23 protein-coding genes and 1 tRNA gene are annotated in these 26,283 nt (G+C 65.3%); 12 read left to right on the top strand and 12 right to left on the bottom strand.

The annotated features are described in order from the left end of the window. Positions 1-29: 29 nt before the first annotated feature. The 4 genes from HU144_RS06820 to HU144_RS06805 are packed head-to-tail and all read right to left on the bottom strand — an operon-like array spanning position 30 to position 3,367. Positions 30-866, bottom strand: coding sequence for a PaaX family transcriptional regulator (locus HU144_RS06820; RefSeq protein WP_268826130.1), 837 nt, complete (start codon positions 864-866; stop codon positions 30-32). Positions 867-913: 47 nt separating this feature from the next. Then, positions 914-1,813 carry a tryptophan 2,3-dioxygenase gene (locus tag HU144_RS06815; RefSeq protein WP_235350686.1) on the bottom strand — a complete coding sequence of 300 codons (900 nt, stop codon included), beginning with the start codon at positions 1,811-1,813 and terminating at the stop codon, positions 914-916. A gap of 49 nt (positions 1,814-1,862) precedes the next feature. Then, positions 1,863-2,246: a hypothetical protein gene (locus HU144_RS06810; RefSeq protein WP_235350685.1), complete on the bottom strand. Its 384-nt coding sequence runs from the start codon at positions 2,244-2,246 to the stop codon at positions 1,863-1,865. Continuing rightward, positions 2,243-3,367, bottom strand: a complete 1,125-nt coding sequence (locus tag HU144_RS06805) for a M4 family metallopeptidase (protein WP_235350684.1) — start codon at positions 3,365-3,367, stop codon at positions 2,243-2,245. Before HU144_RS06805 ends, HU144_RS06810 begins: the two co-directional genes overlap by 4 nt. Positions 3,368-3,460: 93 nt before the next feature. On the opposite strand from HU144_RS06805, the gene HU144_RS06800 reads away from it, so the two are divergent. Together HU144_RS06800 and HU144_RS06795 are read left to right on the top strand one after the other, a co-directional pair. Then, entirely contained in the window at positions 3,461-4,072 is a 612-nt protein-coding gene (locus tag HU144_RS06800) for a winged helix-turn-helix domain-containing protein (RefSeq protein ID WP_235350683.1), read from the top strand. After that, positions 4,069-4,413: a hypothetical protein gene (locus HU144_RS06795; RefSeq protein ID WP_235350682.1), complete on the top strand. Its 345-nt coding sequence runs from the start codon at positions 4,069-4,071 to the stop codon at positions 4,411-4,413. The genes HU144_RS06800 and HU144_RS06795 overlap by 4 nt, the downstream gene beginning before the upstream one ends. Positions 4,414-4,447: 34 nt before the next feature. On the opposite strand, the gene HU144_RS06790 is transcribed toward HU144_RS06795, so the two are convergent. Then, on the bottom strand, positions 4,448-5,647 hold the full coding sequence (locus HU144_RS06790) for a low temperature requirement protein A (RefSeq protein WP_235350681.1): 1,200 nt from the start codon (positions 5,645-5,647) through the stop codon (positions 4,448-4,450). 106 nt (positions 5,648-5,753) lie between these two features. Here HU144_RS06790 and HU144_RS06785 point away from each other — a divergent pair, with 106 nt between their 5' ends. The 4 genes from HU144_RS06785 to HU144_RS06770 all read left to right on the top strand — a co-directional run bounded on the left by HU144_RS06785 (position 5,754) and on the right by HU144_RS06770 (position 11,045). After that, a complete protein-coding gene (locus tag HU144_RS06785; RefSeq protein WP_235350680.1) occupies positions 5,754-6,488 on the top strand; it encodes a response regulator transcription factor in 735 nt (244 codons plus the stop codon). Continuing rightward, complete coding sequence (locus HU144_RS06780; RefSeq protein WP_235350679.1) at positions 6,485-7,675, top strand: sensor histidine kinase; 1,191 nt, start codon at positions 6,485-6,487, stop codon at positions 7,673-7,675. The genes HU144_RS06785 and HU144_RS06780 overlap by 4 nt, the downstream gene beginning before the upstream one ends. 25 nt (positions 7,676-7,700) lie before the next feature. Then, positions 7,701-8,930: an MFS transporter gene (locus HU144_RS06775; RefSeq protein ID WP_235350678.1), complete on the top strand. Its 1,230-nt coding sequence runs from the start codon at positions 7,701-7,703 to the stop codon at positions 8,928-8,930. A gap of 99 nt (positions 8,931-9,029) precedes the next feature. After that, the gene (locus HU144_RS06770) at positions 9,030-11,045 is read left to right on the top strand and encodes an ABC1 kinase family protein (protein WP_235350677.1); all 2,016 of its coding nucleotides are present in this window, start codon (positions 9,030-9,032) and stop codon (positions 11,043-11,045) included. A gap of 35 nt (positions 11,046-11,080) precedes the next feature. Here the strand turns inward: HU144_RS06770 and HU144_RS06765 are convergent, their stop codons facing one another. From HU144_RS06765 to HU144_RS06750, 4 genes are all read right to left on the bottom strand, one after another. Further along, positions 11,081-11,713, bottom strand: a complete 633-nt coding sequence (locus tag HU144_RS06765; protein ID WP_235350676.1) for a hypothetical protein — start codon at positions 11,711-11,713, stop codon at positions 11,081-11,083. Positions 11,714-12,005: 292 nt separating this feature from the next. After that, positions 12,006-12,081 (bottom strand) — tRNA-Thr (locus HU144_RS06760). A 145-nt stretch (positions 12,082-12,226) separates the two neighbouring features. Continuing rightward, positions 12,227-13,087, bottom strand: coding sequence for a DsbA family protein (locus tag HU144_RS06755; RefSeq protein WP_235350675.1), 861 nt, complete (start codon positions 13,085-13,087; stop codon positions 12,227-12,229). A gap of 156 nt (positions 13,088-13,243) precedes the next feature. Then, positions 13,244-15,376, bottom strand: a complete 2,133-nt coding sequence (locus tag HU144_RS06750; RefSeq protein WP_235350674.1) for a serine/threonine-protein kinase — start codon at positions 15,374-15,376, stop codon at positions 13,244-13,246. Positions 15,377-15,441: 65 nt separating this feature from the next. On the opposite strand from HU144_RS06750, the gene HU144_RS06745 reads away from it, so the two are divergent. Together HU144_RS06745 and HU144_RS06740 are read left to right on the top strand one after the other, a co-directional pair. Then, entirely contained in the window at positions 15,442-17,022 is a 1,581-nt protein-coding gene (locus tag HU144_RS06745; protein WP_235350673.1) for an alpha,alpha-trehalose-phosphate synthase (UDP-forming), read from the top strand. Then, entirely contained in the window at positions 17,019-17,990 is a 972-nt protein-coding gene (locus HU144_RS06740; protein ID WP_235350672.1) for a trehalose-phosphatase, read from the top strand. The genes HU144_RS06745 and HU144_RS06740 overlap by 4 nt, the downstream gene beginning before the upstream one ends. Positions 17,991-18,057: 67 nt before the next feature. Here the strand turns inward: HU144_RS06740 and HU144_RS06735 are convergent, their stop codons facing one another. Together HU144_RS06735 and HU144_RS06730 are read right to left on the bottom strand one after the other, a co-directional pair. Next, positions 18,058-19,140 carry a LacI family DNA-binding transcriptional regulator gene (locus HU144_RS06735; protein ID WP_235350671.1) on the bottom strand — a complete coding sequence of 361 codons (1,083 nt, stop codon included), beginning with the start codon at positions 19,138-19,140 and terminating at the stop codon, positions 18,058-18,060. Then, positions 19,137-20,117 (bottom strand): LacI family DNA-binding transcriptional regulator, encoded by a 981-nt coding sequence (locus HU144_RS06730; RefSeq protein ID WP_235350670.1) that lies wholly within the window; start codon positions 20,115-20,117, stop codon positions 19,137-19,139. The genes HU144_RS06735 and HU144_RS06730 overlap by 4 nt, the downstream gene beginning before the upstream one ends. Positions 20,118-20,476: 359 nt before the next feature. Here HU144_RS06730 and HU144_RS06725 point away from each other — a divergent pair, with 359 nt between their 5' ends. From HU144_RS06725 to HU144_RS06710, 4 genes are all read left to right on the top strand, one after another. Beyond that, positions 20,477-21,184: an ABC transporter ATP-binding protein gene (locus HU144_RS06725; RefSeq protein WP_235350669.1), complete on the top strand. Its 708-nt coding sequence runs from the start codon at positions 20,477-20,479 to the stop codon at positions 21,182-21,184. A gap of 3 nt (positions 21,185-21,187) precedes the next feature. Continuing rightward, positions 21,188-22,456: a DUF4032 domain-containing protein gene (locus tag HU144_RS19390; RefSeq protein ID WP_235350668.1), complete on the top strand. Its 1,269-nt coding sequence runs from the start codon at positions 21,188-21,190 to the stop codon at positions 22,454-22,456. Positions 22,457-22,624: 168 nt separating this feature from the next. Continuing rightward, positions 22,625-23,500, top strand: a complete 876-nt coding sequence (locus HU144_RS06715; RefSeq protein ID WP_235352670.1) for an SDR family NAD(P)-dependent oxidoreductase — start codon at positions 22,625-22,627, stop codon at positions 23,498-23,500. Between the two features lie 187 nt (positions 23,501-23,687). Next, entirely contained in the window at positions 23,688-25,187 is a 1,500-nt protein-coding gene (locus HU144_RS06710; RefSeq protein ID WP_235350667.1) for an amino acid permease, read from the top strand. A 100-nt stretch (positions 25,188-25,287) separates the two neighbouring features. Here the strand turns inward: HU144_RS06710 and rlmB are convergent, their stop codons facing one another. After that, the gene (gene rlmB / locus HU144_RS06705) at positions 25,288-26,223 is read right to left on the bottom strand and encodes a 23S rRNA (guanosine(2251)-2'-O)-methyltransferase RlmB (protein ID WP_235350666.1); all 936 of its coding nucleotides are present in this window, start codon (positions 26,221-26,223) and stop codon (positions 25,288-25,290) included. Positions 26,224-26,283 lie beyond the last annotated feature (60 nt).

The raw sequence follows: 26,283 nt of genomic DNA, 5'->3' as shown, positions 1-26,283 counted from the left end.
CGCCGGAAAGCTGATTCGACCCGTGCGGGTCACCTGCCGGCGGCGACCTTCCGGACGTGGGCGCGTGCAGGCTCTGCATACGTGGCGCGCAGCTCGGCGAAGAGCTTGACGCTCCTCCCGCCGGGCCAGTCCGCGGGCAGGGCGCTGAGTGGAAGGCCCGGATCGACGTAGGGGATCGTCTTCCAGTCGTCGACGCAACGCAGCCACAGCACGAATGCCTCACCGGGTTCGGGACGTGGCAGCGTGACTGAACCGGCGTGTTCTGCACCCGCTGCGTGCGGTTCTGAGCCCTCTGCGTGCGGTGCAGCGTGTTCGTACCGGTGAAGAAATTCGGTGTGCCGGGCAGCGAGCGTGTCCAGGTCCCACCATTTCGCTGCGGCCCGGGCGAAGGGCTCGGCCGTCAGCGGTGTCTGCGTGATGAAGATCGTCGCCCGCTCTCGGACGTCGAGGTTCTCCAGAGCGTCCTCGACCTCGGCGCGCAGATGCCCCGGAGCAATCCACAGTCCGTCAGTGACCGCCCCGAAGCCCAACCCTGTCAGCGCTCGGCGCAGCTGAACTCGTTTGGATCGGTCCACCTCGGGCAGAGAGTAGGACACGAGGCACCAGGGTTCGTCGTCCTTCTGTCCGCGGTAGGAGAAGATCCGGCGATCGCCGCGTTCCAGGTCGGTGACGGCCGCGGGATCCAATCGATACCCGGCCACTGCCTCCCGCTCCTCGGGGAGGAACAGACCCTTGCCCTTGAGTCTTGAGACCGCGCTGCGGGCCGAGGAGTTCGACACCTCGGCGGTGGCGAGGAGCTCGAGCAGAGCGGCGACCCGAATCCACCCGCCCAGGTCTCGCAAGTGGAGTCCGACGAAGGTCCGCAGCAGGGAAGTGGGATTGCCGGGCGTGTGATCGAGATCGACGATCGGACTCAGAGCCCCGGACCATTCGCGGTGCCGGGGCCGTTTTCGATGCCGGTGCGGATGTCGAAGAGCTCGGGGAAGAACGTCAGGTCGAGTGCCTTCTGCAGGAAGCCGACACCGCTCGACCCGCCGGTGCCTCGTTTCATTCCGATGATCCGCAGCACCGTGCGCATGTGCCGGTAGCGCCAGAACTGGAAGTTCTCCTCCAGATCCACGAGCTCTTCGCAGCTCTCGTACTCCAGCCAGTAGTCCTGCGGGTTCTCATAGATGATTCGGAAAGTGTCGAGAAGCTCCTCGTCGAAGGTGTGCGCCACGCTCACATCCCGATCGAGCAGTCGCTGCGGAACCGGAAGGCCTCGGCGGGCGAGGGCACGCAGGAACTCGTCGTAGACGCTCGGCTCGTTGAGGTACTTCTCTAGCTGCGCACGGGCTTCGGGCTCACTGTCGAAGACCTGCAGCATGCCGGCGTTCTTATTCCCGAGCAGGAATTCCACGGCCCGGTACTGCCAGGACTGGAAGCCCGATGACTGGCCCAGCTCATCGCGGAAGCCGACGTATTCACTCGGTGTCAGGGTTGCGAGCACCGACCACTGCTCGGTGAGGGTCTTCTGGATGTGCTTGACTCGGGCGATGCGTTTGAGTGCCAACTGGAGCTGGTCAGTGGCGATGAGGTTGCGAGCGTCGAGAAGTTCGTGGATGACGAGCTTGAACCACAGCTCGGTGGTCTGGTGCTGAATGATGAACAGCAGCTCGTCGTGGTGGACCGGTTCGCTGACGGGGTGCTGGGACGTCAGCAGGCGGTCGAGGCTGAGGTAGGAGCTGTAGGTCATCGTCGACCGCAGGTCGGTGTGGATGCCGTCTTCGAGATCCCGTTCGTTCTTGGCCGCGGTGGAGTCGTCATGAGTCATGACAACCAGTGTATTGCGATATACGTCCGGTCGGACTAAGTTTGCAACATCAATTCGCACCGGGTCTACGCCGCTCGGGGGCGGCGATCTCGCGCACCTGCTCGACGAGGCTCTTCCACTCCCCCGGCATCTCGGCTTCGCCGAAGCGCACAAGGCCGAAGCGACTCTCGATCACATAGACATACCTGTCAGCCCCGGCACCTGAACCGCCGGCAGTCTGCGCGCTCGCCTCGCCCGGCCACGGGAGTTCTGCCACTTTCGGACCGATCTCCTCCCGATGCTCACTCGAGTCGATATCGAGGTCCCAGACGAGGAGGAACCCGCCGAGCCCACCGCTGCGCTCGACGATGAGGTGGCCGAAGCTGTCGCTGCGAGCCCTGCTCCCATCGCTCGCACCGGCCGAGTCGCTCGGACGAGGCGCCTCCTCGCTCACCAGCTGCTCCCCACGTTTCCGCGGCCGCCGCCACCGGTGACTCCCACCGCGTCCCAGCTTTGGACGAGCGCGTCGTGAACGTCGGATCCCTCTCCGAACTGGTCGGCCGCCTCGGCGATGGTCAGGGCCGCGAAGCCCGCGAAATCGGTGCGGGTGGTGATATCAGATCCGGTCAGCACGGCGAACCACACCTGCCCCACGGTCTCCCACACCGGGCCGCCGAGGCGGGTGGCGGAGAGCGCAAAAGCGCGGTTGGGGATGCCGGAGTTGAGATGGACCCCGCCGTTGTCCGACTCTGTGGTGACGAAGCGGTCCATGTGGTCAGGCTGCGGATCCGTACCGAGGACATCATCGTCGTAGGCGGTGCCGGGTGCGAGCATCGAACGCAGTGCCTTGCCGGTGACCTCGGGGGTGAAGATGCCGGCACCGATGAGCCAGGCGGCATCCTCGGCGTTCTGCCCGGCATCGTGCTGTTCGGTCAGGGCTCCGAAGACGTCGGCGCAGTGTTCGTTGAGTGCACCGGGCTGCCCGAGGTACTCGAGGTCGGCGGTGTGGCTGATGACGCCGTGGCTGAGTTCGTGGCCGATGATCGACAGCGACCCGGTGAAGCCGGTGAAGACCTCGTCGTCGCCGTCACCGAAGACCATCAGCCGTCCGTCGAAGAAGGCGTTGTCGTAGTCCTGGCCGTAGTGGACGCTCGCGATGAGCGGCATCCCTTTGCCGTCGAGCGAATTGCGGTCAAAGGCCTCGGCGAAGAGTGAATAGGAGGCCCCGAGCCCGTCGTAGGCCTCATTGACTGCCTCGTCGGACACCGATTCTTCGCCCTCGCTGCGGACGAGGACTCCCGGCAGAGTCTCTGTGCCCTGCGCGTCGTGGATGAGTCGGTTCACCCCAGCACTGGCACCGATGACCTGAGAGTGCATCTCACCCTCGGAGTCCCGTGCTCCCCCATCCGGTGTGGCCACCGGGGTGTAGCGCAGTCCCTCGGCGCGCAGCTTGCGACAGGAGTCGTCGGAGACCTGACAGCTGCGCGCGGCTCGGGCTGCTCGGGGAAACTTCTCGCCTCCGCGTTCGGCGATCGCATCGAGCAGGTAGGGCGGGATGACATGTCGAAGGCTCATATGACCAGGGTGCCACTTCTGCCCGTGCATCGAGTGAGAACTCAATGCAAACTTTTCCTTGCAAAGTTTTGTTTGCAAGCGTATCTTTGCACTATGGCTGAAGAACCAGACTCTCCGACACCGATCCGAACCCTCGGCCCCGAAGCACTCAAGGGGCTCGCGCATCCGCTGCGCGTCGAGATCTATGACGCCCTGTCGAAGTTCGGTCCGCAGACGGCGACGAGCCTGGCCAGCAGGCTCGGCGAGTCGACAGGTTCGACCAGCTACCACCTGCGTCAGCTCGCCCGCCACAACTTCATCCATCAGGTTGAGGGCACCTCCGGAGGGCGAGCGAAGTGGTGGGACCGCTCCCCGGGAGCCATCGACGTCAGTCGAAACACTGCCAAAGAGGATCCTTCTGCTGGCGCCTCGGCAGGCTTCATTCTGCGCGAGTGGACCAGAAACGGCACCCGTGTACTTGAGGACTTCGTCGACGCCCTCAACTCGGACGATCTGCTGCCCGATGTGTGGGCCGATGCCGCGGCGGTCGACACGAGCAACCTGCATGCGACGCCCGCCCAGCTGCGGGAGATCAACGATCGGGTCCACAAGACGATCGACGCAATCGTCACTGAGTTCCGTGGCCGCAACGACCCCGGATCCCGTCCCGTGCAGATTCAGTTCAACGCCTTCCCCCTGATCGATGGAGAGGGAACACCATCATGAGCACCTTGCTCAACCCGATCCGGCCGCCGACCCACCATCGGGGCCCCAGCAGGATCGTCGAACGCACGACGACCATCACCCGCGAGATCTTCCTCGACGATCCCGCTGAAGGTCAGTCTCAATCGGGCACAGAGACAGTCACCGAACTGCAGCGGACCTCGAGCGCCGCCGCCGACGATATCCACGGAATCGCTCGTGCACTCGTCCACCTCGGCGTGTGGCTGATCGAAGCAGGCCGCAGACATGCGCGTCGCCCCTCAACCGACGCCGACGAGATCGCCCGCAGTGTCGATGCCGCGAAGGCTCACGACATGAGGCACTTCATCGGTCTCCCGAATTGAGCTCAGGTTCCCGAACTGAGCTCAGGCCCCGGACTCACGCTCTCGCCTCGGCGACGGTGGACGATTCGTTCCCCTTCGGCGTTGCCACGATGAGGGTGATGACGATGACGATCATGAAGAAGGTCGTGAGGAACGTCGGAATCGGGATGATCGGATCGAGGAGCACGAGGACCGCGCACACCGGGATGACCGTGTTGACGACCCCTGAGGCGTTGGCCCGAATCGCCAGCAGCCACACGCCGAGGACGAATACCGCGATCGGCACGGACACTGTGAAGGTCGCGAGCACTGGGTCAAGAGCGCTGTTGCCCAGCTGCGAATCGACTTCGATGCCCACCCCGGCCGAGAACGCTCCGGCGGCAGCGAAGATGAAGTAATGGCCGTAGCCGTAGGTGAGCGAACCGCCGAGGCTGCCGATCGCCCGGTGGTGGGGCGGCCAGAAGTAGATCCACCACATGGCCGCAGTGACGAGGAGGCTGAGGATGCCCAGAGACACCAGCGAGACGAGGTCATCACTGTCCTCGAACGCTCCGAACACCGCGTTCGCCGAGGCCAGCATGGACTCGCCGAGGACGATGATCGTGAAGCAGCCGAAGCGTTCGGTGATGTGCTCCGGATGCCAGGGCGTCGTCCCCCGCGCTTCCGCGATCACGGGGATGGCCACCTCGGCGAGGACGAGAATGAGGAACCCGGCCAGTGAGATCGCCGGATCATCGATGCTCATCCACGCCACCCACAGCACCTGCGCGATGCCGATTCCGCAGGCGTAGGTCAGCGTCGCCCCTCGCGCCTTGCCCGCATGCCGTGCCGCGCGCAGCCACTGCGCGATCATGACCATGCGCATGAGGATGTAGCCGAGGATGAGGACGAGGAAGTTCTCGTCTTCGAAGACCGGTCCGATGCCCGCGGCCAGGATGAGCACCCCGCCCATCTGCACGATCGTCAGCACCCGGTAGAGCCAGTCATCGGTGTCGAATGAGGTCGCGAACCACGTGAAGTTCATCCACGCCCACCAGATCGCGAAGAAGATCATGAGGTACTTGCCCAGACCGGCGCCGAGGTGGCCGGCAGTGACCGTGTCATGCAGATTGCTCGCGGCAATGGACACCGCGATGACGAACACCAGGTCGAAGAAGAGCTCGAGCGAACTGGCCGCACGAGAGTCCTCACCTGGGTCTCGAGGTCGCATCGGGGTCAGTCGGAACCGGGCTCGGTGCGCGACTGCACTGCTCATATCTGTCACCTTCGCATGGGGGCCGATTTCCGCTGGGAACAGTCTAAGCTCCGAGCGTCGGCGCGAAACGGTATCCGAACCGAGTGCGGCTTCTTAGACTGAAGCCATGACCCATGCCTCTGTGGACCCTCATCTGGCCGATCGCCGTCTCCTCCTCGTCGAGGACGATCCCACGGTCGCCGAGGTGGCCCGCAACTATCTGCGCGCCGCCGGTTTCCTCGTCGATGAGGTCACCGACGGCTTCCAAGCCCTTGAGACCCTCGCCGAGGCGGTGCCCGATCTCGTCATCCTCGACCGCAAGCTCCCCGGCATCGATGGCACCGAGGTGTGCCGTCGGCTGCGTGCCTTCACCTCGGTGCCGGTGCTCATGCTCACCGCGCTGTCCGCGACCGAAGATCGCATCGACGGCCTCGAAGCCGGTGCCGACGACTACCTGACGAAGCCCTTCTCCCCCAAGGAGCTGGTTCTGCGGGTCCAGTCAATCCTCCGGCGCACCGTCACCGAGTCCACACCCGAGGTCCCCTTCGACCTGGGACCGTTCCACCTCGACGTCTCGGCCCATCGGGTCACCCGTCATGGGCTCCCAGTAGAGCTCTCGGCTCGAGAGTTCGACCTGCTCGCCTTCTTCCTCAAACATCCTCATCAGGTCTTCGACCGTGAAACGCTGCTGCGGTCGGTGTGGGGATGGGAGGTCGGGGACCTGTCGACGATCACCGTGACGGTGAGACGGCTGCGAGAGAAGATCGAGGACGAGCCCTCTCAGGCGAAGTTCCTGACCACGGTGTGGGGCGCCGGCTACCGCTTCGACGTCCCGGACGCTGCGGACGGGATTGTCCGATGATGATGCTGCCGCTGCCGGAGATGCTGCGGATCTTCCTCGTCGCCTTCCTGTGCTCAGCCGCCGTCGGCGTCCTCGGCGTGAGTGCACTGTGGCTGGGCAGGCGCCGATCACTGAGAGTGCGGCTGACGATCATCGTGGCCACGACCCTGGCATCCGTGCTCACCGGGATGATCGCGATCTCTGCGGCCATGTACCTGTCCGAGCACGACCTCTACGTGTTCCTCACCGTGGCCTTCGCCTCGCTGCTGTCGACGATCGCGGTGACCTGGTTCCTCGCCCGCGGCATCACCCGTGAGCACGAGGACCTGCGGGCGCTGACCGCCGAGGTCGGTGACGGCCGCAGACTCGGCGACCTCGGCGATCCGAAGGATGTTTCGGAGACTGCGCTGCTGCGTGCCGAACTCGTCGCGACGAGCCGTAGGCTCGCCGACTCCCGGGACGAAGTTGCCGCGCTCGACCGCTCGCGGCGCGAGCTCGTCGCCTGGATCGCCCACGATCTGCGTACGCCGATGGCCGGCCTGAAGGCGATGTCGGAGGCCCTCGAGGATGGGATGGTCGAGGACCGGCAGCGCTACTACGTGAAGATCCGCGTCCAGATCGACCGGCTCTCGCGCATGGTCGACGATCTCTTCGCTCTGTCACGGATCCAGTCGGGGGCGCTCGAACTCGAGAGCATCGAGCTCAGTCTCTACGACCTCGTCTCCGATGCGGTGGCCGAGCTGCGTCCCGTGGCTGCGTCGAAGGACGTCGCAGTCCACGCGCGCGGACTCAGCGACGTCATCGTCGCCGGTGACCCCCGCGAGCTGACCCGGGTGATCGAGAATCTGCTCATGAATGCGCTTCAGCACACACCGGCGAACACCGAGGTGGTCCTCGAGACGGGCAGGAATGCTCAGGGGCAGGCCGTGCTCACCGTCACCGATGACGGGGGCGGCATCCCGTCCGAGGCACTCACCGAGGTCTTCACCACCGGCTGGCGGGGCTCACCTGCACGCACCCCCGGCGACGATACGATCACCGGCGACCCGACGGTCGATGGCGGCGGGGCGCTCACCGGCAACGCCGGCCTGGGGCTGGCCATCGTCCGCGGGATCGTCGAGGCTCATGCGGGGACCGTAGGCGTGACCAACACCGAGGCGGGGGCACGCTTCGAAGTGTGCCTGCCCGCAATCGGCCCCGCTGGCTGAATTCGCAGGCGTCTAGACTGGTCAGGTGCTCAAACCCATCCTGTGGCCGGTCCTCGCACCGTCCCTTCTCTTCGCCGTCGGTGTGGGCGCGATGCTTCCGGTTCTGGTCCTCGGCGCGCTCGATCTGGGCTCGAGCTCCTCCTTCGCCGCCGCCATCGTCGGCATCATGGGAGCAGTATCCCTTGTCGCGACTGTGCCGGCCGGGATCCTCATCGACCGCCTCGGCGACTTCCGGGCGATGCTCGTCGCCACGATGACCGCGGTCGTCGTTCTCGGCGGGATCGTCGCGGCCTTCCTCTGGGACTCGCCTGCCTCGCTTGTTCTCTACACCGTGGCGCTCATGCTCTTCGCTCCGGTCTCCGATGTGTGGAGCCTGGCCCGGCAGGCAGTGGTCGCCGAGGTGATGCCGGCGAAGGATCTGGCCAAGGCGATGACGGCGCTGGGCGGAACTCAGCGGGTGGGCAACCTGATCGGCCCCATCGCCGGCGCCGGCCTCATGCTCGCCTTCCCACTGTGGTCGGTGTTCGTCTTCGCCGGCGTTGCAGCCATCGCCGCCATCGTCGTCATGGCCCTGCCCATCGCCCACATCCCCGGCTACTCGGACCGCGGAAGCTCCGGCGCCGGTGCGCCGACGAATCCCACCCTCGCCGAGGCGGCAGAGCCTCCCCGCCCTCGCCTCGACGTGAGGTGGAAGGCTGTGGTCCTCGTGGGGATCTCGGTCGCTGCACTGACGGTGGCTCGGTCGGCTCAGCCCGTGGTGATCCAGCTGTGGGGAGTCGAGATCGGGATGCACGAATCGTCGATCTCGCTGCTCATCGCCTTCGGCGCCGCCCTCGAACTCGGCTTCATGTTCCTCGGCGCCTATATCAAGGACCACCTCGGGCGGACGACGACGTTGGTGACCTGCCTGACGATCTTCGGGTCCGGCTTCATCGTCATGGTGCTGCGTCCGGATCTGACCGGCATGATCGCGGCCGCAGCAGTCATGGCCTTCGGCAACGGTCTTGGTGCGGGTGTGAACATGACCATCGGTGCCGATCTGTCGCCGGCGATCGGACGCGCCCGCTTCTTAGGCATCTGGGCGATCTTCTCCAACGGCGGCAAACTGGCCGGACCGACCCTCATCTCGCTGGTCATCACGGTCGCCTCACTGCGCTTCGGGATCCTGTTCCCGGGACTCTTCGCCATCGTGGGCGCCGTGTGGGCGATCATCTGGTCGCAGCAGATCGGTCTGCCCAGCCGACGTCGCCGCTGAACACCGGTCGAACTCCCCTGAACCGTCTAGGCTGGTGATGACCCACCTTCAACCCCCGGACTGCCCCACCCAGACAACCCCGTGGAAGGAGAGGCGGATATGGCTGCCCTCGATTTCGGAGCCTTTGCGCTGCTGAGCATTGCCGCCCTGCTGTTCCTCCTGCTGCAGTCATGGCTGGCTGCCACGGTTGTGCGACGCGTCGTCGGCGTCCCAACGGGCTGGCCGCGAACCATCGGCGTAGGTCTGGTGATGAGCGCGGTCATGGCCGTGACAGTGCAGTACCTCTATCGCGCCGGGACAGGACAGAATACTGGTGGCCTCGATGTGGCCCCGGGTGTCGCACTCATGCTCCTGCTGCTGGCGACCGGCTGGATCTTCGCTCTCGGTGTCGGTGCTCTCGTCGTCATCGAAGCCGCCTTCCCGACAGGATCGGTGCCCGGTCCGCAGTCGCTGTTCTTCGGCTGGAAGGCGCGCAGGCGGCGCGGTCGACGCTACGCCGAGGTCGTCTCGATCGCCGTCCGTCACGGCCTGGGTGCACAGATCCGCGGCTTCGGTCGGGGCACGACCCCTGGGCGCGAGGCGAAGACGGCCCGAGCCCTGAAGAACTCACTGTCCGAAGCCGGAGTCACCTTCGTCAAGCTCGGCCAGATGCTCTCGACCCGTCGTGATGTGCTGCCGCCCGAGTACATCCGCGAACTGGAGATGCTGCAGACTCAGGTCTCTCCCGAACCCTGGTCCGTCATCGAACCGGCGATCGTCGAGCGCATAGGCAGGCCGCTGAAGAACGTGTTCTCCCGCATCGACGCAACGCCTCTGGCCGCGGCCTCTGTGGCCCAGGTCCATGAGGCCACACTCCTCGACGGCACCGAGGTCATCGTGAAGGTCCAGCGCCCGAAGGCCCTCAACCAGGTCAACCAGGACCTCGACATCATTCTGCGACTGGCCAAGTGGTTGAACAAGACAACCGTGTGGGGCCAGGACCTGGGAATCGAGACACTTGCCAAGGGCTTCGCCAACTCCCTCGAAGAGGAACTCGACTATCGGATCGAACTCGGCAACATGCGCACCATCGAGGACAGTCTGAAGCGGTCGGGCAAGTTCTCCGTGACGGTGCCCCACGGCTATCCGGAACTCTCGAGCGAACGACTCCTCATCATGGACAAGCTGCCGGGGCAACCGGTGTCCTCGGCCGGGACCATCCTCAAGGAGCTCTCCGAGAAGGAACGGAAGGCCCTGGCCACCACTCTTCTCGGTGCCACACTCGAACAGATCATCACCGATGGCGTCTTCCACGCCGACCTGCACTCGGGCAACATCTTCATCATGCCCGACGGCGGATTGGGCCTGCTGGACTTCGGCGCGGTCGGCAGACTCGACCCGGGAACGCAGACGGCTCTGGGACTCATGCTCTACTCGATCGATCAGAACGACAGCGCAGGAGCCACCGACTCCCTCATCGAGCTCCTCGGACGCCCCGAGAACCTCGACGATCGGGCCGTCGAACGTGCGGTCGGCGAGCTGCTCACCCGCTACGGCGGCGGAAGCCACTCGTACAACGGGCAGAAGCTCTTCGACGATCTGTTCAACCTGGTCCTGGCCCACCGGTTCTCCGTCCCGGCCCCGATCAGCGCGGCATTCCGTGCCCTGGCCTCGGTCGAGGGAGCCCTCCTCGTCATCGACCCCACCTTCGACGTGGTCGCCGTCGCTCGCAAGGAGGGCAACCGACTCATGCGCAGCAAGCTGAAGTCCACGAAGATCACCGATGAACTGCAGCGCCGTGCGATGCAGATCCTGCCGATGATCGACCGCCTGCCTCGGCGGCTCAACAAGATCACCGAGGACCTCGAGCAGGGCCGCTTCTCGATGAACATGCGCGTACTGGAGAACACCTCCGATCGACGATTCCTCACGAGCCTGTTCCAGCAGCTCATCGTCGCTGTCCTCGCCGGCGCTGCGGTATTGGGCTCGATCGTCCTCATCACCAGTGAGGAAGGACCACTGCTGACCGAGGGCATCCACCTCTACGCGTTCTTCGGTTTCGTCCTGCTCTTCGGCGGCTTCGTGCTGAGCATGCGATCGCTCATGCTCGTCTTCAAACGCGATGTCGACGGTTAGTCGCAGGCGCTGACGGCCTAGGAGGCGGGGACAGCTCAGGAGGCTGGGATCTCGAACTCAGAGGTGAATTCGGGTACCTTCCTGTCCTCTCCGAGCACCTTCGCCTCGGGACGGCGGTAGGTTCCCTTGAGCTCGTCGGCCGTTTCACTCACGTAGATCGGAATGTACCCCGTGTGCTCTCCATCGCGACGTGGCGCGAGGTCGAAATACTCATAACCGGCATCTTCGATTTCGGCTCTGGCACTCGATGCGTAGTTGGCCTCTTCGCCGGCGCTGTCGAGGTAGAAGTCCGATGAGCTGATGGTCCCGCCGTAGCTGTCCCCTGGTTCCACCTTCACCTCGATGTAAACCATCTCTCCATCAGGGTTGTCGGCGGCTTCGTAGTACTCAGTGGGGTTGTTGCGCACCGCGGACACGACGGTGATGACATCCCCGGTCTCCTTATCGGTGAACTCTGCACCGACCCTCACCTCGGTGCCCTCGGCCTTGTCGCTCGCGCCTTCGGCATCGTCGGTCTCTGTGGTCTTGTCTGCGGTCTCTTCTGCGGTCTCTTCTGCTTCGAGGGCTTCGCCCTGCGCTTGGGTCGGCGCTGCATCCACGGGGGCTGTCTCCGCCGCCGAGTCATCGGTGCCGCAGGCTGATAGGGCCAGTACGGCGGCAAAGGCCAAGGCTGAAGTCTGCGTAAGGATTCGGGCTGAGTGGCGTCCGGTACGGTTCATCGGGTTCCCTTTCGAAATGATGGGCACTGCATGAGCTATGTGATTGACGGCTCTTCGGCCCTGACAAGGAAAGACTCTATGGTCAGCGATCCGGTTACGGGTGATGATCACAGCACACCGCGTAGCAGAACTGCCACAACTCACGAGGGCGAACGCGCGAGTCTGCCCATCGGCGTACCCGAGCCGGTGCCCGTGCATGAAAAAAGCCGGGCCAGACAATTCACTGTCTGGCCCGGCTGAGTGGAGCCCCCCATCGGACTCGAACCGATGACCTTCGCTTTACAAGAGCGGTGCTCTACCAACTGAGCTAGGGAGGCGTGGCGGCGAAACGATGCCGTCGACGCCTACACGATAGTAGTCCATTTACCTTCGCGGCTACAAAACGGACGCGAGGCAGACTTCACTCACGAGCATCGGTCGACCACCACCTCGGCGGCGGTCGACCGATGTTCGTGACGTCGATCAGCCCTTGATCTCTCCGGTGGCCTTGAGGATCTCCAAGGTCAGCGCCTGCGGGTCGCTGGTCTTGTCGGTCTTCTTGCCGTTGATGAGCACCCATGGAGTGGCTTCGACTCCGTTGTCCAGAGCCTCCGACGAGGTCTTCTCGACGAAGTCCTTGAACGACTGGTCTGTGACACAGCTCTTGACGGTCTGTTCGGGATCGGACTGGAGCTTCTTCGAAGTGTCGACACCGGCCTCCTCGGCGACCTTGAGCAGCTGCTCATCGGTGCGGCCGTTGCCCTGCTCTTCGGGCTGCTGGGCATACATCGCGGGGAAGAAGTCCCTGACGGTTTCGGGCTGGGAATCGATGACGCAGGCGGCCAGGTTGGCCGAGCGGGTCGAGTACTCGTTTCCGCTGGACGCGCGGTCAAGGAAGGAAACCGGCTTGTACTCGAGCACGATCGAGCCTTCGTCGGCGAGCTTCTCCAGGGTCGGGGTGTTCGCGTCCTCGAACGCCTTGCATCCCGGGCACTGGAAGTCGAGGTAGACCGTCACGGTCGCAGCATTCTCCTTGGCGCCGGCATCGGCCGGAGTCGGCAGATCCGATTCCTCGCCGTCGGGCATCTGCTTCGGCTGCACCACTTTGCCGTCCTTGGCGATGCTGACACCGCCGCCGACGAAGTTGGCCGGAGTCATCCCCGGCTTGCTCTGCTGGAAGATGAGCACAGCGACGACCGCAGCCACAACGAGCACGACAACGCCGATCCCCACGTAGAGGATGGTCTTGGCGGTCTTCTCCTTCTTCTCCTGAGCCGCTGCGATCTGGCGCGCGTTCTCACGGGCTTGGTTCCGCCGATTGTCACCGGAATTGTTCTTCGCCATTGTTCCTCACGTTGCGATCGTCTGACGTCGGCCCTGCCTCGGACCGTGGGGAATCGGGTCGACATACGAGTCCCGACCGTCCCACCTTACCCAAACAGGTGGTACCTCGACTCCCAGTGAAATTCAAGGATCAACCACACCGGGGCGGGGAGACGCCTAGACAGGTTCGGGCAGATAGGTGAATGGGTTGGTCTGCAGGGGCCACCAGGACATGCCGGAACCCGTCTGGATGACCATGATCGCGATGATGATGAGGAGCGCGATCGCGGCCAGAGCGATGAGCCTGCCCAGTTGGTTGCGCGTGACCCCGGAGACCATGAGCCGTGATCCGAATCGCAGACTGCCCGCACCGGGGCCCAGCCACAGAACCAAGCCACCGGCGGCACCGGCTGCCCACACCGACCACTGCTCCGAGTATCCGCTGGGCACGATTCCCGCAATGTCGAGTCGGGTCAGCACGAGCATCGCGACACCTGCGATCGCCGGCAGGATGAATGACGTGATCGAGGTCAGCACCGACGCCAGGAGCGCACCCGGCGCCGAGGCGAGCGAACGCAGGAATCCCCGCCCGTTCGTTCCGCGTTCGAACCGGTGCTTCTGGGCCTTGCGGTCCAACCGTGTGCCGGTCCGCGCCAGAATCGACCACAGGAACACGATGAGTGTGACGAGCAGCGGGCCCAGCGGCATGATCGCGATGGCCAACAGGATGAGGGCGAACACCACCCATCCGCCGGTCCGGATCGTCCGGTAGGTCATCGGTCCCCAGCCGTAGCCCTGCTGGTCCGGCTGACCCGGTCGGCTCTGCTGTCCTGACTGGACTCCGGTGCCGCTGGGGTCGTGTCGGGCAGTCCCCTGACCTGCTGCCGGACCGCCGCGGCCGGCTGGAGGTCCACCGAGTCCATACCCTGCCCCGCCGAGGTTGGTCCTGGCCATCGCTGATCCCGGAGCGGCCTGGATGCCGCCGTTGGGATTGCGCACCGGCGGTGCGGTTCCCCCGTTCATCTGGCCCGGGTTCATTGTGGGCGGGTTCCCCTGCGCGCCGGGAATCATCCCGGATCGGGCCAGCGGTTGCTGACCCTGCACTGGTGGGCCCTGGGGGCGCTGACTCTGTGGACGCTGGCCGTGTGGGGAATACCCCTGTTGCGGGTATCCCTGCGGGTCGGTTCCGCCGGGGCCCGAGCCTCCGGGCCCCGTACCGCCGGGCGCGTTCGGGTTCGGAGCCGAACCCGGGTAGCCTCCGCGCGGCGATCCGTGCCCCGTGGCGCCGTAGCCGGAAGCGTCGTATCCGGCGGCTGAGGTGCCTCCGCCGTAGGCTGCGGCACCTCCGACAGCAGCACCGGCTGCGGCACCTCCGGCAGCAGCGCCGAAGGCCGTGCCCAAGGCGTTGCCGTAGCCTGACCCGTTGCCCCCACCGCCGTCGACCGCGGGCATCCGCGCGGTCCCGGTCGGCGATGCCTGGCTTGAGCTCCCGGCAGCCGGTCCGGACCCCAGCTGCGGTTCGCGTCCGGACTCGATGTCGACGAGTGCGTCGAGGATCATCTGTCCGCTGGGTCTGCGTTCGGGCTTCGGGTCGAGGCAGGCCGCGATCAGGGGAACGAAGTTGCGGGGAGCGTTGTCGAGATCGAACTTGCCCATGGCCACTCGCCCCAGCACCGCTTCGAGGGGACCGGATCCGTACGGGTTGCGGCCGGTGGCGGCATAGGCCATCGTCGCAGCCCACCCCCACCAGTCGGTCTTCTCACTCGAGGTCTTGCCATCGGCGATCTCAGGGGACAGGTATCCGGGCGTTCCCATCACCAGCCCCGTCGCGGTCACCCGCACTTCGTCGGCGACCTGGGCGATGCCGAAGTCGATGACCATCGGCTCGCCGTCCATGATCATGACGTTCGCGGGTTTGAGGTCGCGGTGGATGACGCCGGACTCGTGCACAGCATTGAGGGCGTCGAGGAGGGCATGGCCGAAATGGACGAGTTCATCCTCGGCGAAAGGACCGTGGTCTCTGACATCGTCGGACAGCGTCTGCCCGTCGACGAACTCGGTGATGATGAAGGGCTGCGCGGATTCGAGCTCGGCGTCGAGCACCTCGGCGATTCTGGGATGTTTGATCCGTCGCAGGGTCCTGACCTCGCGTCCGAGGCGTTTGCGAGCGGTCTCATCATTGGCGATATGCGGATGCAGAACCTTCACAGCGACAGGGTTGTTTCCGCCGTCGACACCGAGATAGACGACACCCATGCCGCCGGAGCCGAGCTCCTCGATGAGGCGGTAGCCTCCAAGATCCTGAACCATCACTCTCCCAAGCGTAGTCGAGCGAGTACAGTTCGTTCCAAGGACCGACACAGGAGGAGGCGCAGATGAACACCGTCAACTCTGCCGAAAGCACTACCGCATCCGCGTATGGTGACAGCGATTTCGTCGTCGTCGCGAACCGTCTGCCCGTGGACCGGGACCCTGCTGAGAAGAGCCAAGGATGGCGTACCTCACCTGGGGGTTTGGTCACTGCAGTGGCACCGGTGATGAAGTCTCAGGAGGGTGCGTGGATCGGCTGGACCGGGGTGCCGGATGTCGATTTCGACCCGTTCACGATCGACGGGATGCATCTGGTTCCCGTCACCCTCACCAGTGAGGATGTCCTCAAATATTATGAAGGATTCTCCAATGCAACTCTGTGGCCGCTCTATCACGATGTGATCGTCCCGCCCGAGTTCCACCGCACGTGGTGGGACTCGTATGTGCGTGTCAATGAGCGCTTCGCGGCCAAGGTCGCCGAGGTGGCTGCCGAGGGCGCCACCGTCTGGGTCCATGACTATCAGCTCCAGCTGGTTCCGCAGCTGGTGCGCCGGATGCGTCCCGATCTGGCGATCGGTTTCTTCAACCACATCCCCTTCCCACCCTTCGAACTCTTCGCACAGCTGCCCTGGCGCGACGAGATCCTCCGCGGCCTCCTCGGCGCGGATCTCATCGGATTCCAGCGTCCGGCCGATGCCGCGAACTTCCGTCGTGCGGTTCGCGGACGCCTCAATTTCACGACGAAGGGTTCGACGGTCAACGTCCCGGCCGGGGATTTCCTGCCGGAGCACATCGCGCGCGCCGAGGCCTTCCCGATCTCCATCGACACCCCCTACCTCGAGGAGCTGGCACGTGATCCGAAGATCATCGAGCGTGCCCGGCAGATCCGCGAAGAGGTCGGCAACCCGAAGGTCATCATGCTCGGCGTCGACCGGATGGACTACACGAAGGGCATCCGGCACCGCCTCAAGGCCTTCGGTGAGCTGCTGGCCGAGGGCAAGCTCGATGTCGAGGACATCGTCCTGATCCAGATCGCCACACCCTCCCGAGAACGGCTCGAGCAGTACAAGATCATCCGTCACGATGTGGAGCTGGCCGTCGGTCGGATCAATGGTGAGCAGGCCGAAGTCGGGTCCATCGCCGTCCATTACCTCCACCATTCCTACCCGCGCGATGAAATGACCGCCTTCTTCCTCGCCGCAGACGTCATGCTCGTGACGGCCCTGCGTGATGGGATGAACCTCGTGGCCAAGGAGTATGTGGCCTGCCGCAGACGTGATGACGGAGCCCTTGTCCTGTCCGAGTTCACCGGGGCCGCCGATCAGCTCAAGGGCGCAGTGATGGTCAACCCCCACGACATCGGCGACCTCAAGGCCGGCATCCTCGACGCCGTGCAGATGGATGAGAAGACCCGCTCACGGCGGATGAAGCAGATGCGCAAGAAGATCGCCACGGACACTGTGAGCATCTGGTCGAAGAAGTTCCTGGCCGAACTCGAGGCCATCCACACGAACCCGGAGGCGATCATCCCCGACCGTCCAGCCGCTCTGCCCGAACGATCGACGACGGCATCCGATCGCATCACGTCCACCGTCGCCGCACAGGCTTCCAGCTCGGCATCTGCACCCGGTGAGGGCCGTCAGTGACATCGGATCCGCTGTCACCTGAGCAGGCACCCTCACCACAATCGACTCCCGATTACACGCCGTCGGCCGCCCTCGACCTCGGGCAGGTCACCGACGCCGATTCCGTCCTCATCGCCCTCGACTTCGACGGTGTCCTCGCGCCGCTGCAGGACAATCCCGACCTGTCACGGATGCTCCCGGAATCGGCACAGGCGATCGTTGATCTCAGCACCCTGCCGGCGACCCGGGTGGCCCTGGTCTCCGGTCGCGACGTCACCACCCTGCGGCGTCTTGCCGACCCGCCCCCGGATGTGTGGCTGGTCGGTTCGCACGGCGCCGAGGTTCACCTGGGCTCGTCATCGCCGGCATCGACTCCCTCACCTGAGGTGACAATGAGTCAGCCCCAGGTCAGCGTCGCCGAACAGCGGATGCTCACCGCGATCGATGCCCACATCGAGTCCTTCGAACACGACCTGTCGTCGGGATCGGGTGCGAGTTCGGAGCCTGGCTCGGACTCGGTGTCAGGATCGGGGTCGGCTGCAGGATCGGGGTCGGCTGCAGGATCGGGGTCGGTCACTGAGGTCAGGGTCGAGCGGAAGCCGTTCTCCCGCACGGTGCACACGCGTGGCCTCGACCTGGAGTTCGCGTCCGCGCTGCACGCTCATGTCATCGCCGTGCAAGCCGAACATCCAGGGATCCGCGTCATCGAGGGCCACGACATCACGGAGCTTGCAGTGAAGACGGCGACGAAGGGCGATGGTCTGCGGGCGCTCATCGCCGCCGGTTCGCCCGCCGCGGTCCTCTACCTCGGCGACGATGTCACCGACGAGGATGCCTTCGCCGAACTCGACGACCTGCCGACGGGCCTGAGCATCAAGGTCGGGCCAGCCCCGACCCGCGCACCGTGGCGGATCACGGATCCCAGCGCGGTCGCAGAACTCCTCACACGCCTCGCGAACGAACGCCGCGCACAGCCGCCACAGTCCTGAAGCGCCTCGGCGGCTGTTTTCTCAGCGTCGCTGCGGTGGCACTGCCACTTTTTTCGGGCCTGCGGTGTCAGCGTCGCTGCGGCGGCACGGCACTGGCCCGGAGCACGAGATCCGGGGTGACCGAATAGTCGATGCGCACCGCCTCGGCGGGATCGGCCATCATCCCTCTCACCTCGGTGAGGGCGGATACTGCCACAGCCTCCCAGTCATAGCTGACCTGCGACAGGGGCGGGGCGATGACTTCGGCATCGGGTACGTCCCCGACCGTGAGCAGCGACAGATCACGCGGCATGTCGAGTCGGGTGCGAGCAGCGGCCTCAAGGATGCCGAACGACAGAGACGGCGCGCATGCGATGACCGCCGTGCACTGCTGGCGGAGAAGTTCGTCGGCCGCCGAAACTCCGGCCATGGTGCCCCCGGCGGCCTCGATGACCGGCGCCTGGTCACGTGTGGCCGGGATGTGGAGGACATTGGCCATGGCCTTGCGGAAGACCGCGATACGCGCGGCAGCGGCAGAATCGCGGAGCACGGCGAGTCCGATTCGACGATGGCCAAGATGGACGAGGTGCTGGACTGCTGTGGTGATGCCGTCCGTGGCGTCGAGGACGATGCGTGAGATTCCGTCTTCGTGTCGGGCATTGGAGACCCTGATCTGCGGCAGACTGCGCGCGGCCAGCTTTGCCGCGAGCTCGCCCGCCGGTCCCCCGCCGAGGACGATCGCACCCTGAATGTGCGGGTCGCTCCCCACCGGGCCCAGCAGGGACTCGGCCAGGGCATCGACCCGATTCGAGGCGGCCTCCACGTGCACGGCGGCGATCCCCTGCGCGAAGATCTTGCTGGTCAGAATGTCGAACAGGCGCGCATAGGGATCGACATCGCCGGCGGTCACGGAGGGCCTCACGAGCGCAACCATCTCCCGGGAGGTGGCATGCGGGGCGCGCGAATCCACTCCCAGGATCGCCAGTGCCTGCTTGACCTTGGCCATGGACCCGGACGACACCGACTCAGGGTTGCGCAGGGCGCGGGAGGCTGTTGCCTTCGAGACCCCGGCAGCACCCGCGATGTCCGCGAGCCCGACGTGCTTGTGGCTGCCGGATTCCGGCGGCTTCGGTGTGCCCGGTGCGCCCGGTGTGCCCGGTGTCTGGTTCACTGTCGGGCCGCCGTCGTCGAGCCTCGTGCCAGCAGACGGGGCCGAAACACCGGAGGAACCGACTTGAGGTCCTCACCGGAGATCTTCAGCGTCGACAGGGTCGCTGCGACAAGGGCCTGCGAGAGTCCCTCGACGTCGATGCCGAGAACGGTGGCTGGTGGCCCGGTGAACTTCATCGTCGGCGAATCGCCGAAGCCGACGATCGACATGTCCCGCGGTACCTGCAGGTGCCGGTTGCGCAGACCCTGCAGAGCACCGTGCAGCTGCAGGGCCGACTGCACGATCACCGCGGTGCAGGTCGCATCCTTGAGGTCGAGGACGGCGCGCGAACCGCCGGAGAAGGACTTCGGAACCTGCGAGATCCAATCATCGAGCTTGACCCCGAAGTTGCGCGCGGGATGCTCGGTGCGGAAGCGTCTGATCAGCTGCACCGCAAGCTCACCGCTGTCATTGCAGATGAGACCGATGCGTCGGTGGCCGATGGCCTGGAGATGTTCGAAGGCCGTCGTCATTCCCCCGCCGAGGTCGAGGCGGGCGGCGATGATGTCGCCGCTGACATCATCGGAGTCCACCGCCGACTGCTCGTCGACGCGAATGCAGGGGATGTCGGTGTGCAGGCTCGTCAGCGTCGGCGTCACGAGGGCAACGGCACCGGCGTCGACGGCGACTTCCAGCGGGGTGGTCTCGGTCTCGACCGGCGGCCGGGTGATGAGCAGACCGTGGTCCTGCAGAGCCGCGGCCACGCGAGTGCAGACCTGAACCTGCCAGTATTCGGGATTTCCGGGAGCACTGACGGCGACCAACCGCCTCGGCGCCTCATGGAGGAGGGTGGAACGAGAGTAGCCCAACGAGTCCATCGCCTCGAGCACTCTGGCCCGGGTCTCTTCGGCCACAGCACCGCGTCTGCCGAGGACGCGGGACACCGTCGCCAGGGATACGCCCGCCCGGGCGGCGACATCGTCGAGCTTGACCTTCATACCGGGAAGTCTATCGGGGCCGGCCCCACCGGCGACCACCTCGGCGGCGGTGGGCCTCGATTGCAGATTCGGTCGACAGTCTCGCCTGCGTCCGACACGCCGTCTGCACAATCAATTGCACAAAGAAGCTTGCCTGTCCGCACGGCGCTTGAGAACTGTTGAACAATCGCCGAACCCGCGGTTTCTCACCCAGCATCCGCCAAGGTGTGCGTCTGTGCGCTGGCACAGTGCTGAGAATCACTCTACGCTTCGTCGAATAGGCTGTCACAGAGCGCATTCAACGGCTTAGGATGTGAAGGACTGAGCATCCCCGCCAGGTCACCGACGACCAGCTGCTCACGAATACTTTAGGAGGAAGCATGTCAACAGTGTCGTTGAATGGCCTCAGTCATGTCTACGAGAACACCGTGTCCCCCTCGGTGCACTCGTTCAATCTCTTCATCGACGACGGCGAGTTCGTCGTCCTCTACGGACCGTCCGGATCCGGCAAATCGACCATTCTGCGGATGCTCCACGGCCTCGAGGCCCCCAAGACGGGCACGATCCTCATCGACGGAGTCGACGTCACCCACGCCGCGGTCAACGATCGCGACGTCACACTTGCCCTTGAGAGCTACGCCCTCTACCCGCATATGAGCGTGCGCGACAACCTCGGCTTCGCGCTCCGTGTCGATGGTCTCCCCGCCGAGGAGATCCGTGAACGCGTCGAGTCCGTGACCTCGAAGATCGGGCTCAGCGACATCCTCGATGCCGTACCCGGTGATCTCTCCGCCCTGCAGCGCCAGACGATCGCCCTGGCCCGTGCCGTGGTCCGTCAGCCCAAGGTCCTGATCATGGACGAACCGGTCGTCAACCTCGTTCCCGAGTACCAGGCCGACACCCTGCGCCTGGTCAAGGATCTGCAGCAGGAATTCGGGCTGACTACCCTCTATGCCACGGCCGATCTCGATGACGCGAAGGTCCTCGGCGACCGCATCGCGTTCCTCGACCATGGGCGTCTGATCGGGGTGGAGAAACCTGAGGTCGCCGAGGCGCTCGTCGCCTCGATCGCGGACGTGGACTCCTGATCGGTGCCCGAAACCTCAGCACCGCAGATCCACGCGGTCCACAGCGCCGATCACGACGCGATCGCGGGACTTCCGTGGCATCTTCCCCTCGGTGAGTGGCCCCAGGATTTCCTCGGTGGTCTGCCCCGCGGCATCTCCCGCCATGTGGTGCGCTTCGTCGAGATCGGCGATGAGGTCCTCGCGATCAAGGAGACCGACGACCGTCGGGCCCTGCGCGAATTCGACATCCTCGGCGTGCTCGGAAACCTGGCCGTACCCACGGTCGAACCGCGTGCCTATGTCACCAACCGATCCACCGCCTCGGCGACGGAGCTCCCTGGGGCACTGCTGACCGCCTACCTCAACTTCTCGCTGCCCTACCGTGCTCTGTTCTCCCAGTCGCTGGCCGCGGACGCAGCAGACCGCCTCGTCGACGCACTCGCGGTCCTGCTCGCCCGACTTCACCTGGTCGGCTTCTACTGGGGCGACGTCTCCCTGTCGAACACCCTGTTCCGGCGCGATGCCGATGCCTATGCGGCCTATGTCGTCGATGCGGAGACCGGTGAGCTCCACGATCAGCTCTCCGACGGTCAGCGGCAGATGGATCTGCGCATCGCGCGCACGAACATCGCCGGTGACTTCCTCGATCTGCAGGCCGCGGGCCTCATCGAATCGACGGTCGACCCGATGGCCGCCGGCGAGCGTCTCTTCGAGGCCTACAACGGGCTGTGGAGGGAGCTGACTCGGGTCGAAGAGTTCTCCGTCAACGAACGCTGGCGCATCGACGAGCGCATCCGCCGCCTCAACGACTTGGGCTTCGACCTGGGTGAGTTGACCGTGACCACCGACCTCGACGGCGTCAGCCTGCTGGTCGAGCCGAAGGTCGTCGAGCCCAATCACCATTCCCGCAGACTCCTGCGCCTGACAGGCATCGGCGCCAACGAGAACCAGGCGCGGACGATGCTCAACGACCTTGACTCCCACCGCAGCGCGCCAGGCTTCACCGGCGGAGCACACGGCTCGGGCGAGCTGCCCGTCGAACTCGACGAGGACGATGCCGCGCGGCTGTGGCTCGAGGAGGTCTACAAGCCCCTCATCTCCGCCATCCCCGAGAACCTCACCCACAAACTCGAACCTGGCCAGATCTTCTATGAGTTCGTCGAGCACCGGCGCGTCATGTCCCGGGCCCGGCAGCGCGACATCCCCACGATGGAGGCCATCGCCTATTTCATCGTCGACTATCTCTCGAACCTCCCCGACGAGGCGCTCTACGTCGACAGCCAGAAGTTCTGAGGACGTCTGGGCCGATATTCCACCAAGTGGAACGTGGACCCGAGCGCCACCTCGGCGGGCATATGTTTGAGGACAATGAGGCGATCCCCGCCTGAACCGCCAGTGCAACGCAAAGGACCTTCGATGTCGCAAGTCCCGCAGAACTCATCCCAGTCGACGCAGAATTCCATGCCGACGAATGAGCACAACCCTTCGATCCCCTCCCTCTTCGACCTCAGCGGCCGCACCGCCGTCGTCGTCGGAGCAGGTTCCGGACTGGGCCAAGCCAGCGCGATCGGCCTCGCCGATTCCGGTGCCCACGTCGTCGTCGCCGACCTCAACCTCGATGGCGCCGAGGAGACCGTGCGGATCATCGCCGAACGCCAAGGCAAACCGGGCGGCACAGGAATCACGGGAAGCACGGGCGGCACAGGCAAGGGCGGACACAGCGCAACCTCGTCGCCGGGGGCCGAGGCCGCACGCGTGGACATCACAGACACTGAATCGGTCAATGCCCTTGTCGCGGCTCACCCGGAGGCCCAGGTTCTCGTCATCACCCCGGGCGCGAACGTGCGCAAGCGGCTGCTGTCGACGACCGACGAGGAATTCGACCGGGTCATCGACATCAACCTCAAGGGCACCTACCGCCTGATGCGCGGATTCGGCGCCGAGATGGCCGAGCGCGGCCGCGGCTCGATCGTCACCTACTCATCATTCCGGGCTCTCGCGGTCGAACCTGGCCAGGGCATCTACGCCGCAGCCAAGGCAGGTGTCGTGCAGCTGACGAAGACGCTGGCCAGTGAGCTGGGGCCACAGGGTGTGCGCGTCAACGCGATCCTGCCCGGACCCTTCGACACTCCGCTGACCCAGCAGATCAAGGCCGATGACGAGTGGTGGAGCGCCTATGCGGAGAAGACCGCTCTGGGCCGCTGGGGGCACCTCCACGAGATCGCCGGGCCCGTGCTGTTCCTCGCCTCCGACGCCTCGACGTATGTCACCGGACACTCGCAGCTCGTCGACGGCGGCTGGATGGCCCAGGACGGTCGCTTCTCCCCTCGGCTCTAAGTCTCAGCTGTAAGTCTCCGGTCGAGCGCAGTCGCGTGCAGCGCTCGTACTCAGTCGCGTGCGGCCGCAGCACGCGGTCGCCTGCGGCCCTAGCACGCAGTCGCCTGCGGCCCTAGCACGCAGTCGCCTGCGGCCCTAGCACGCAGTCGCCTGCGACCGTGGTGGGTGCACGTGCAAGAATATTCGCATGACCGCTCGAGACAACTCAACCTCCCCGACTGCGCCCGATCGACCCAGGCTGGCCAGTCAGCTGGTCCGTCGCAAGTCGATCAGCAGCATGGTCGAGGACACCCAGGATGCGTCCACCGGCGGTCTGCGCAGAACCTTCGGCGTCTTCCAACTGACGATGATCAGCGTCGGCGCCACCTTGGGCACGGGCATCCTCGTCATCCTCGGCGAGGCCGTGCCGATCGCCGGGCCTGCCGTCTGGTTGGCCTTCATCCTGGCCGGAATCACCGCTCTGCTCTCTGCCGTCAGCTATGCGGAGATGGCGGGCATGGTTCCGGTGTCGGGATCGAGCTATTCGTATTCCTATGCGACCCTCGGCGAGGGCGTGGCGTGGATCTGCGGTTGGTGTCTCGTCCTCGAGTACGCGGTCTCCGTGGCTGCGGTGGCCGTGGGCGCTGCCGACTACGTCAATGAGACGCTGCGGATCTTCGGTCTGTCACTGCCGCCGAGCCTGACCGCCGGCCCCGGTGTGGCCGACAGCCCCGGCGGCGTCGTCAATCTCTCCGCCCTCATCGTCGTCCTCCTCGCCACGGTCCTGCTCATGCGCGGGGCCAAGGAATCCGCCATCGTGAATACGATCATCGTGTTCGTCAAGCTCGGCATCCTGGTCTTCTTCGCTATCGTCGCGTTCACCGCCTTCAAGGCCGGCAACTTCGCACCGATGCTGCCCATGGGTGCCGCCGGCGTCACAGCAGCAGCCTCGAGCGTGTTCTTCTCCTACATCGGCTTCGACGCGGCCTCGACCGCCGGCGAGGAGGCGAAGAACCCGAAGCGGGACATGCCAAGGGCGATCATCCTCTCCATGGTCATCGTCACCACGATGTACGTGCTGGTGGCAGTCGCCGCAATCGGCGCCAGGGAGTGGCAGTGGTTCAGTCTGAAAACGACCGTCGCTCCCCTGGTCCAGATCGTCCACGAGCTCACACAGTCGAACCTCGCGGTCTTCATCTTCGCCATCTCCGCAGTGCTCGCGATCTTCTCGGTCGTCATCACCGTCCTCTACGGACAATCTCGCATCCTGCTCACGATGTCGCGCGACGGTATGGTTCCGAAGGTCTTCGGCATCGTCTCACCTCGGACGGGCACTCCCCTGGTGGGAACCCTGGTCACCGGCGTGCTCGTGGCGATCACAGCGGCACTGATCCCGCTCGGCGAACTCGCGAATGCCACGAGCATCGGCACCCTGTTCGCCTTCTGCCTCGTCAACATCGCGGTCATCTACCTACGCGTCAGACGCCCGGACCTGCCACGCTCATTCAAGGTGCCCTTCGGCCCGACGATTCCCATCCTCGGCTCCCTGGCCTGTGCGTTCCTCATGGTCAACCTCGGCGGAACCACCTGGGCCGTCTTCGGCCTGTGGATGCTCGTCGGCTTCGTCGTCTACCTCACCTACAGCCGCCGCCACTCCCGCGTCGGAGCGCTGAGCAACAGCGACTACCGCGCCAGCATGGACGTCTGAGCGGCGATACGGTTCGCTCAACCTCCCCGACGTCACTAATGACGCGCGGCGCCGGGCGTTATTAGTGACGTCGGGGAGGTTCAGCGCGGACTGGTCGGCCTCAGGCGCGGCGGGTGCGGGCGACCTCGTAGAGGGACACAGCTGCGGCGATTCCCGCGTTGAGGGACTCCGTGGTCGCGGCGATCGGAATCGAGACGATCTGATCGCATTTGTCGGCGATGAGGCGAGAGATGCCCTTGCCCTCGGAGCCGACGACGATGCACAGCGGGTCACGGCTGAAGGTCAGCTCCGGCAGCTCGACGTCTCCGTCCATGTCGAGTCCGACGACGAAGACGTTCTGCTTCTTGAGCTCGTCGATGGCACGGGCCAAGTTGACGACCTGGGCGACCTTGATGCGCGCAGCTGCACCGGCGGAGGTCTTCCACGCAGCTGCGGTCATCGAGGCGGCACGACGCTCCGGGATGATGACGCCGTGACCGCCGAAGGCCGCGGCGGAACGCACGATGGCACCGAGGTTCCTGGGGTCGGTGATGCCGTCGAGGGCGACGAGCAGCGGAGCCTCGGCCCGGTCGGCTGCGACCTCGAGCAGGTCACGGGGCTCGGCGTAGTCGTATGGCGGGATCTGCAGGGCGATGCCCTGGTGGATCGCGTCGTCGGTGAGCCGGTCGAGGTCGGGCTTGCTCGCCTCGAGCATCGAGATGCCGCGTTTGGTGGCCAGGGTGATGGCTTCCCGGACACGGTCATCGGAGTCGATCCGCCCGGCGACGTACATCGCTGTTGCGGGAACGTCCTCGCGCAGAGCCTCGAGCACCGAGTTGCGCCCGGCGACCATGTTCGGACCGTTTTCCTTCTTGCGTCGCTTGGCCTGATTGGCGCTTGAGGCCTTCTTCGCCGCTGCCGTCTTGTGTGCCTTGTGGTAGACACGGTCCTCGGCCTTGGGCGTGGGGCCGCGGCCCTGCAGGCTGCGCTTGTTCTTGCCGCCGGAGCCCTTGGTCGGGCCCTTCTTCGAGCCGCCGGCGCGTGGGTTGGAAGCCATGTGATTCCTTAAGAGTCGTAGGTGGTCACGAACCGGAGTTCGTCACCGGGAGAGATTTTC

The organism is Brevibacterium sp. UCMA 11752 (assembly GCF_021532235.1).
Classification (GTDB): domain Bacteria; phylum Actinomycetota; class Actinomycetes; order Actinomycetales; family Brevibacteriaceae; genus Brevibacterium; species Brevibacterium antiquum.
Note: the sequence above shows the minus strand (reverse complement) of the source record. Positions and strands in the feature narration are given on the sequence as shown.

Coding starts and splice junctions, on each gene's coding strand:
- HU144_RS06770 (WP_235350677.1), top strand. CDS start 9,030: ATGGCTGCCCTCGATTTCGGAGCCTTTGCGCTGCTGAGCATTGCCGCC.
- HU144_RS06795 (WP_235350682.1), top strand. CDS start 4,069: ATGAGCACCTTGCTCAACCCGATCCGGCCGCCGACCCACCATCGGGGC.
- rlmB (WP_235350666.1), bottom strand. CDS start 26,223: ATGGCTTCCAACCCACGCGCCGGCGGCTCGAAGAAGGGCCCGACCAAG.
- HU144_RS06800 (WP_235350683.1), top strand. CDS start 3,461: ATGGCTGAAGAACCAGACTCTCCGACACCGATCCGAACCCTCGGCCCC.
- HU144_RS06715 (WP_235352670.1), top strand. CDS start 22,625: ATGCCGACGAATGAGCACAACCCTTCGATCCCCTCCCTCTTCGACCTC.
- HU144_RS06750 (WP_235350674.1), bottom strand. CDS start 15,376: ATGGTTCAGGATCTTGGAGGCTACCGCCTCATCGAGGAGCTCGGCTCC.
- HU144_RS06805 (WP_235350684.1), bottom strand. CDS start 3,367: ATGAGCCTTCGACATGTCATCCCGCCCTACCTGCTCGATGCGATCGCC.
- HU144_RS06815 (WP_235350686.1), bottom strand. CDS start 1,813: ATGACTCATGACGACTCCACCGCGGCCAAGAACGAACGGGATCTCGAA.
- HU144_RS06790 (WP_235350681.1), bottom strand. CDS start 5,647: ATGAGCAGTGCAGTCGCGCACCGAGCCCGGTTCCGACTGACCCCGATG.
- HU144_RS06745 (WP_235350673.1), top strand. CDS start 15,442: ATGAACACCGTCAACTCTGCCGAAAGCACTACCGCATCCGCGTATGGT.
- HU144_RS06730 (WP_235350670.1), bottom strand. CDS start 20,117: ATGAAGGTCAAGCTCGACGATGTCGCCGCCCGGGCGGGCGTATCCCTG.
- HU144_RS06780 (WP_235350679.1), top strand. CDS start 6,485: ATGATGATGCTGCCGCTGCCGGAGATGCTGCGGATCTTCCTCGTCGCC.
- HU144_RS06725 (WP_235350669.1), top strand. CDS start 20,477: ATGTCAACAGTGTCGTTGAATGGCCTCAGTCATGTCTACGAGAACACC.
- HU144_RS06785 (WP_235350680.1), top strand. CDS start 5,754: ATGACCCATGCCTCTGTGGACCCTCATCTGGCCGATCGCCGTCTCCTC.
- HU144_RS06755 (WP_235350675.1), bottom strand. CDS start 13,087: ATGGCGAAGAACAATTCCGGTGACAATCGGCGGAACCAAGCCCGTGAG.
- HU144_RS06710 (WP_235350667.1), top strand. CDS start 23,688: ATGACCGCTCGAGACAACTCAACCTCCCCGACTGCGCCCGATCGACCC.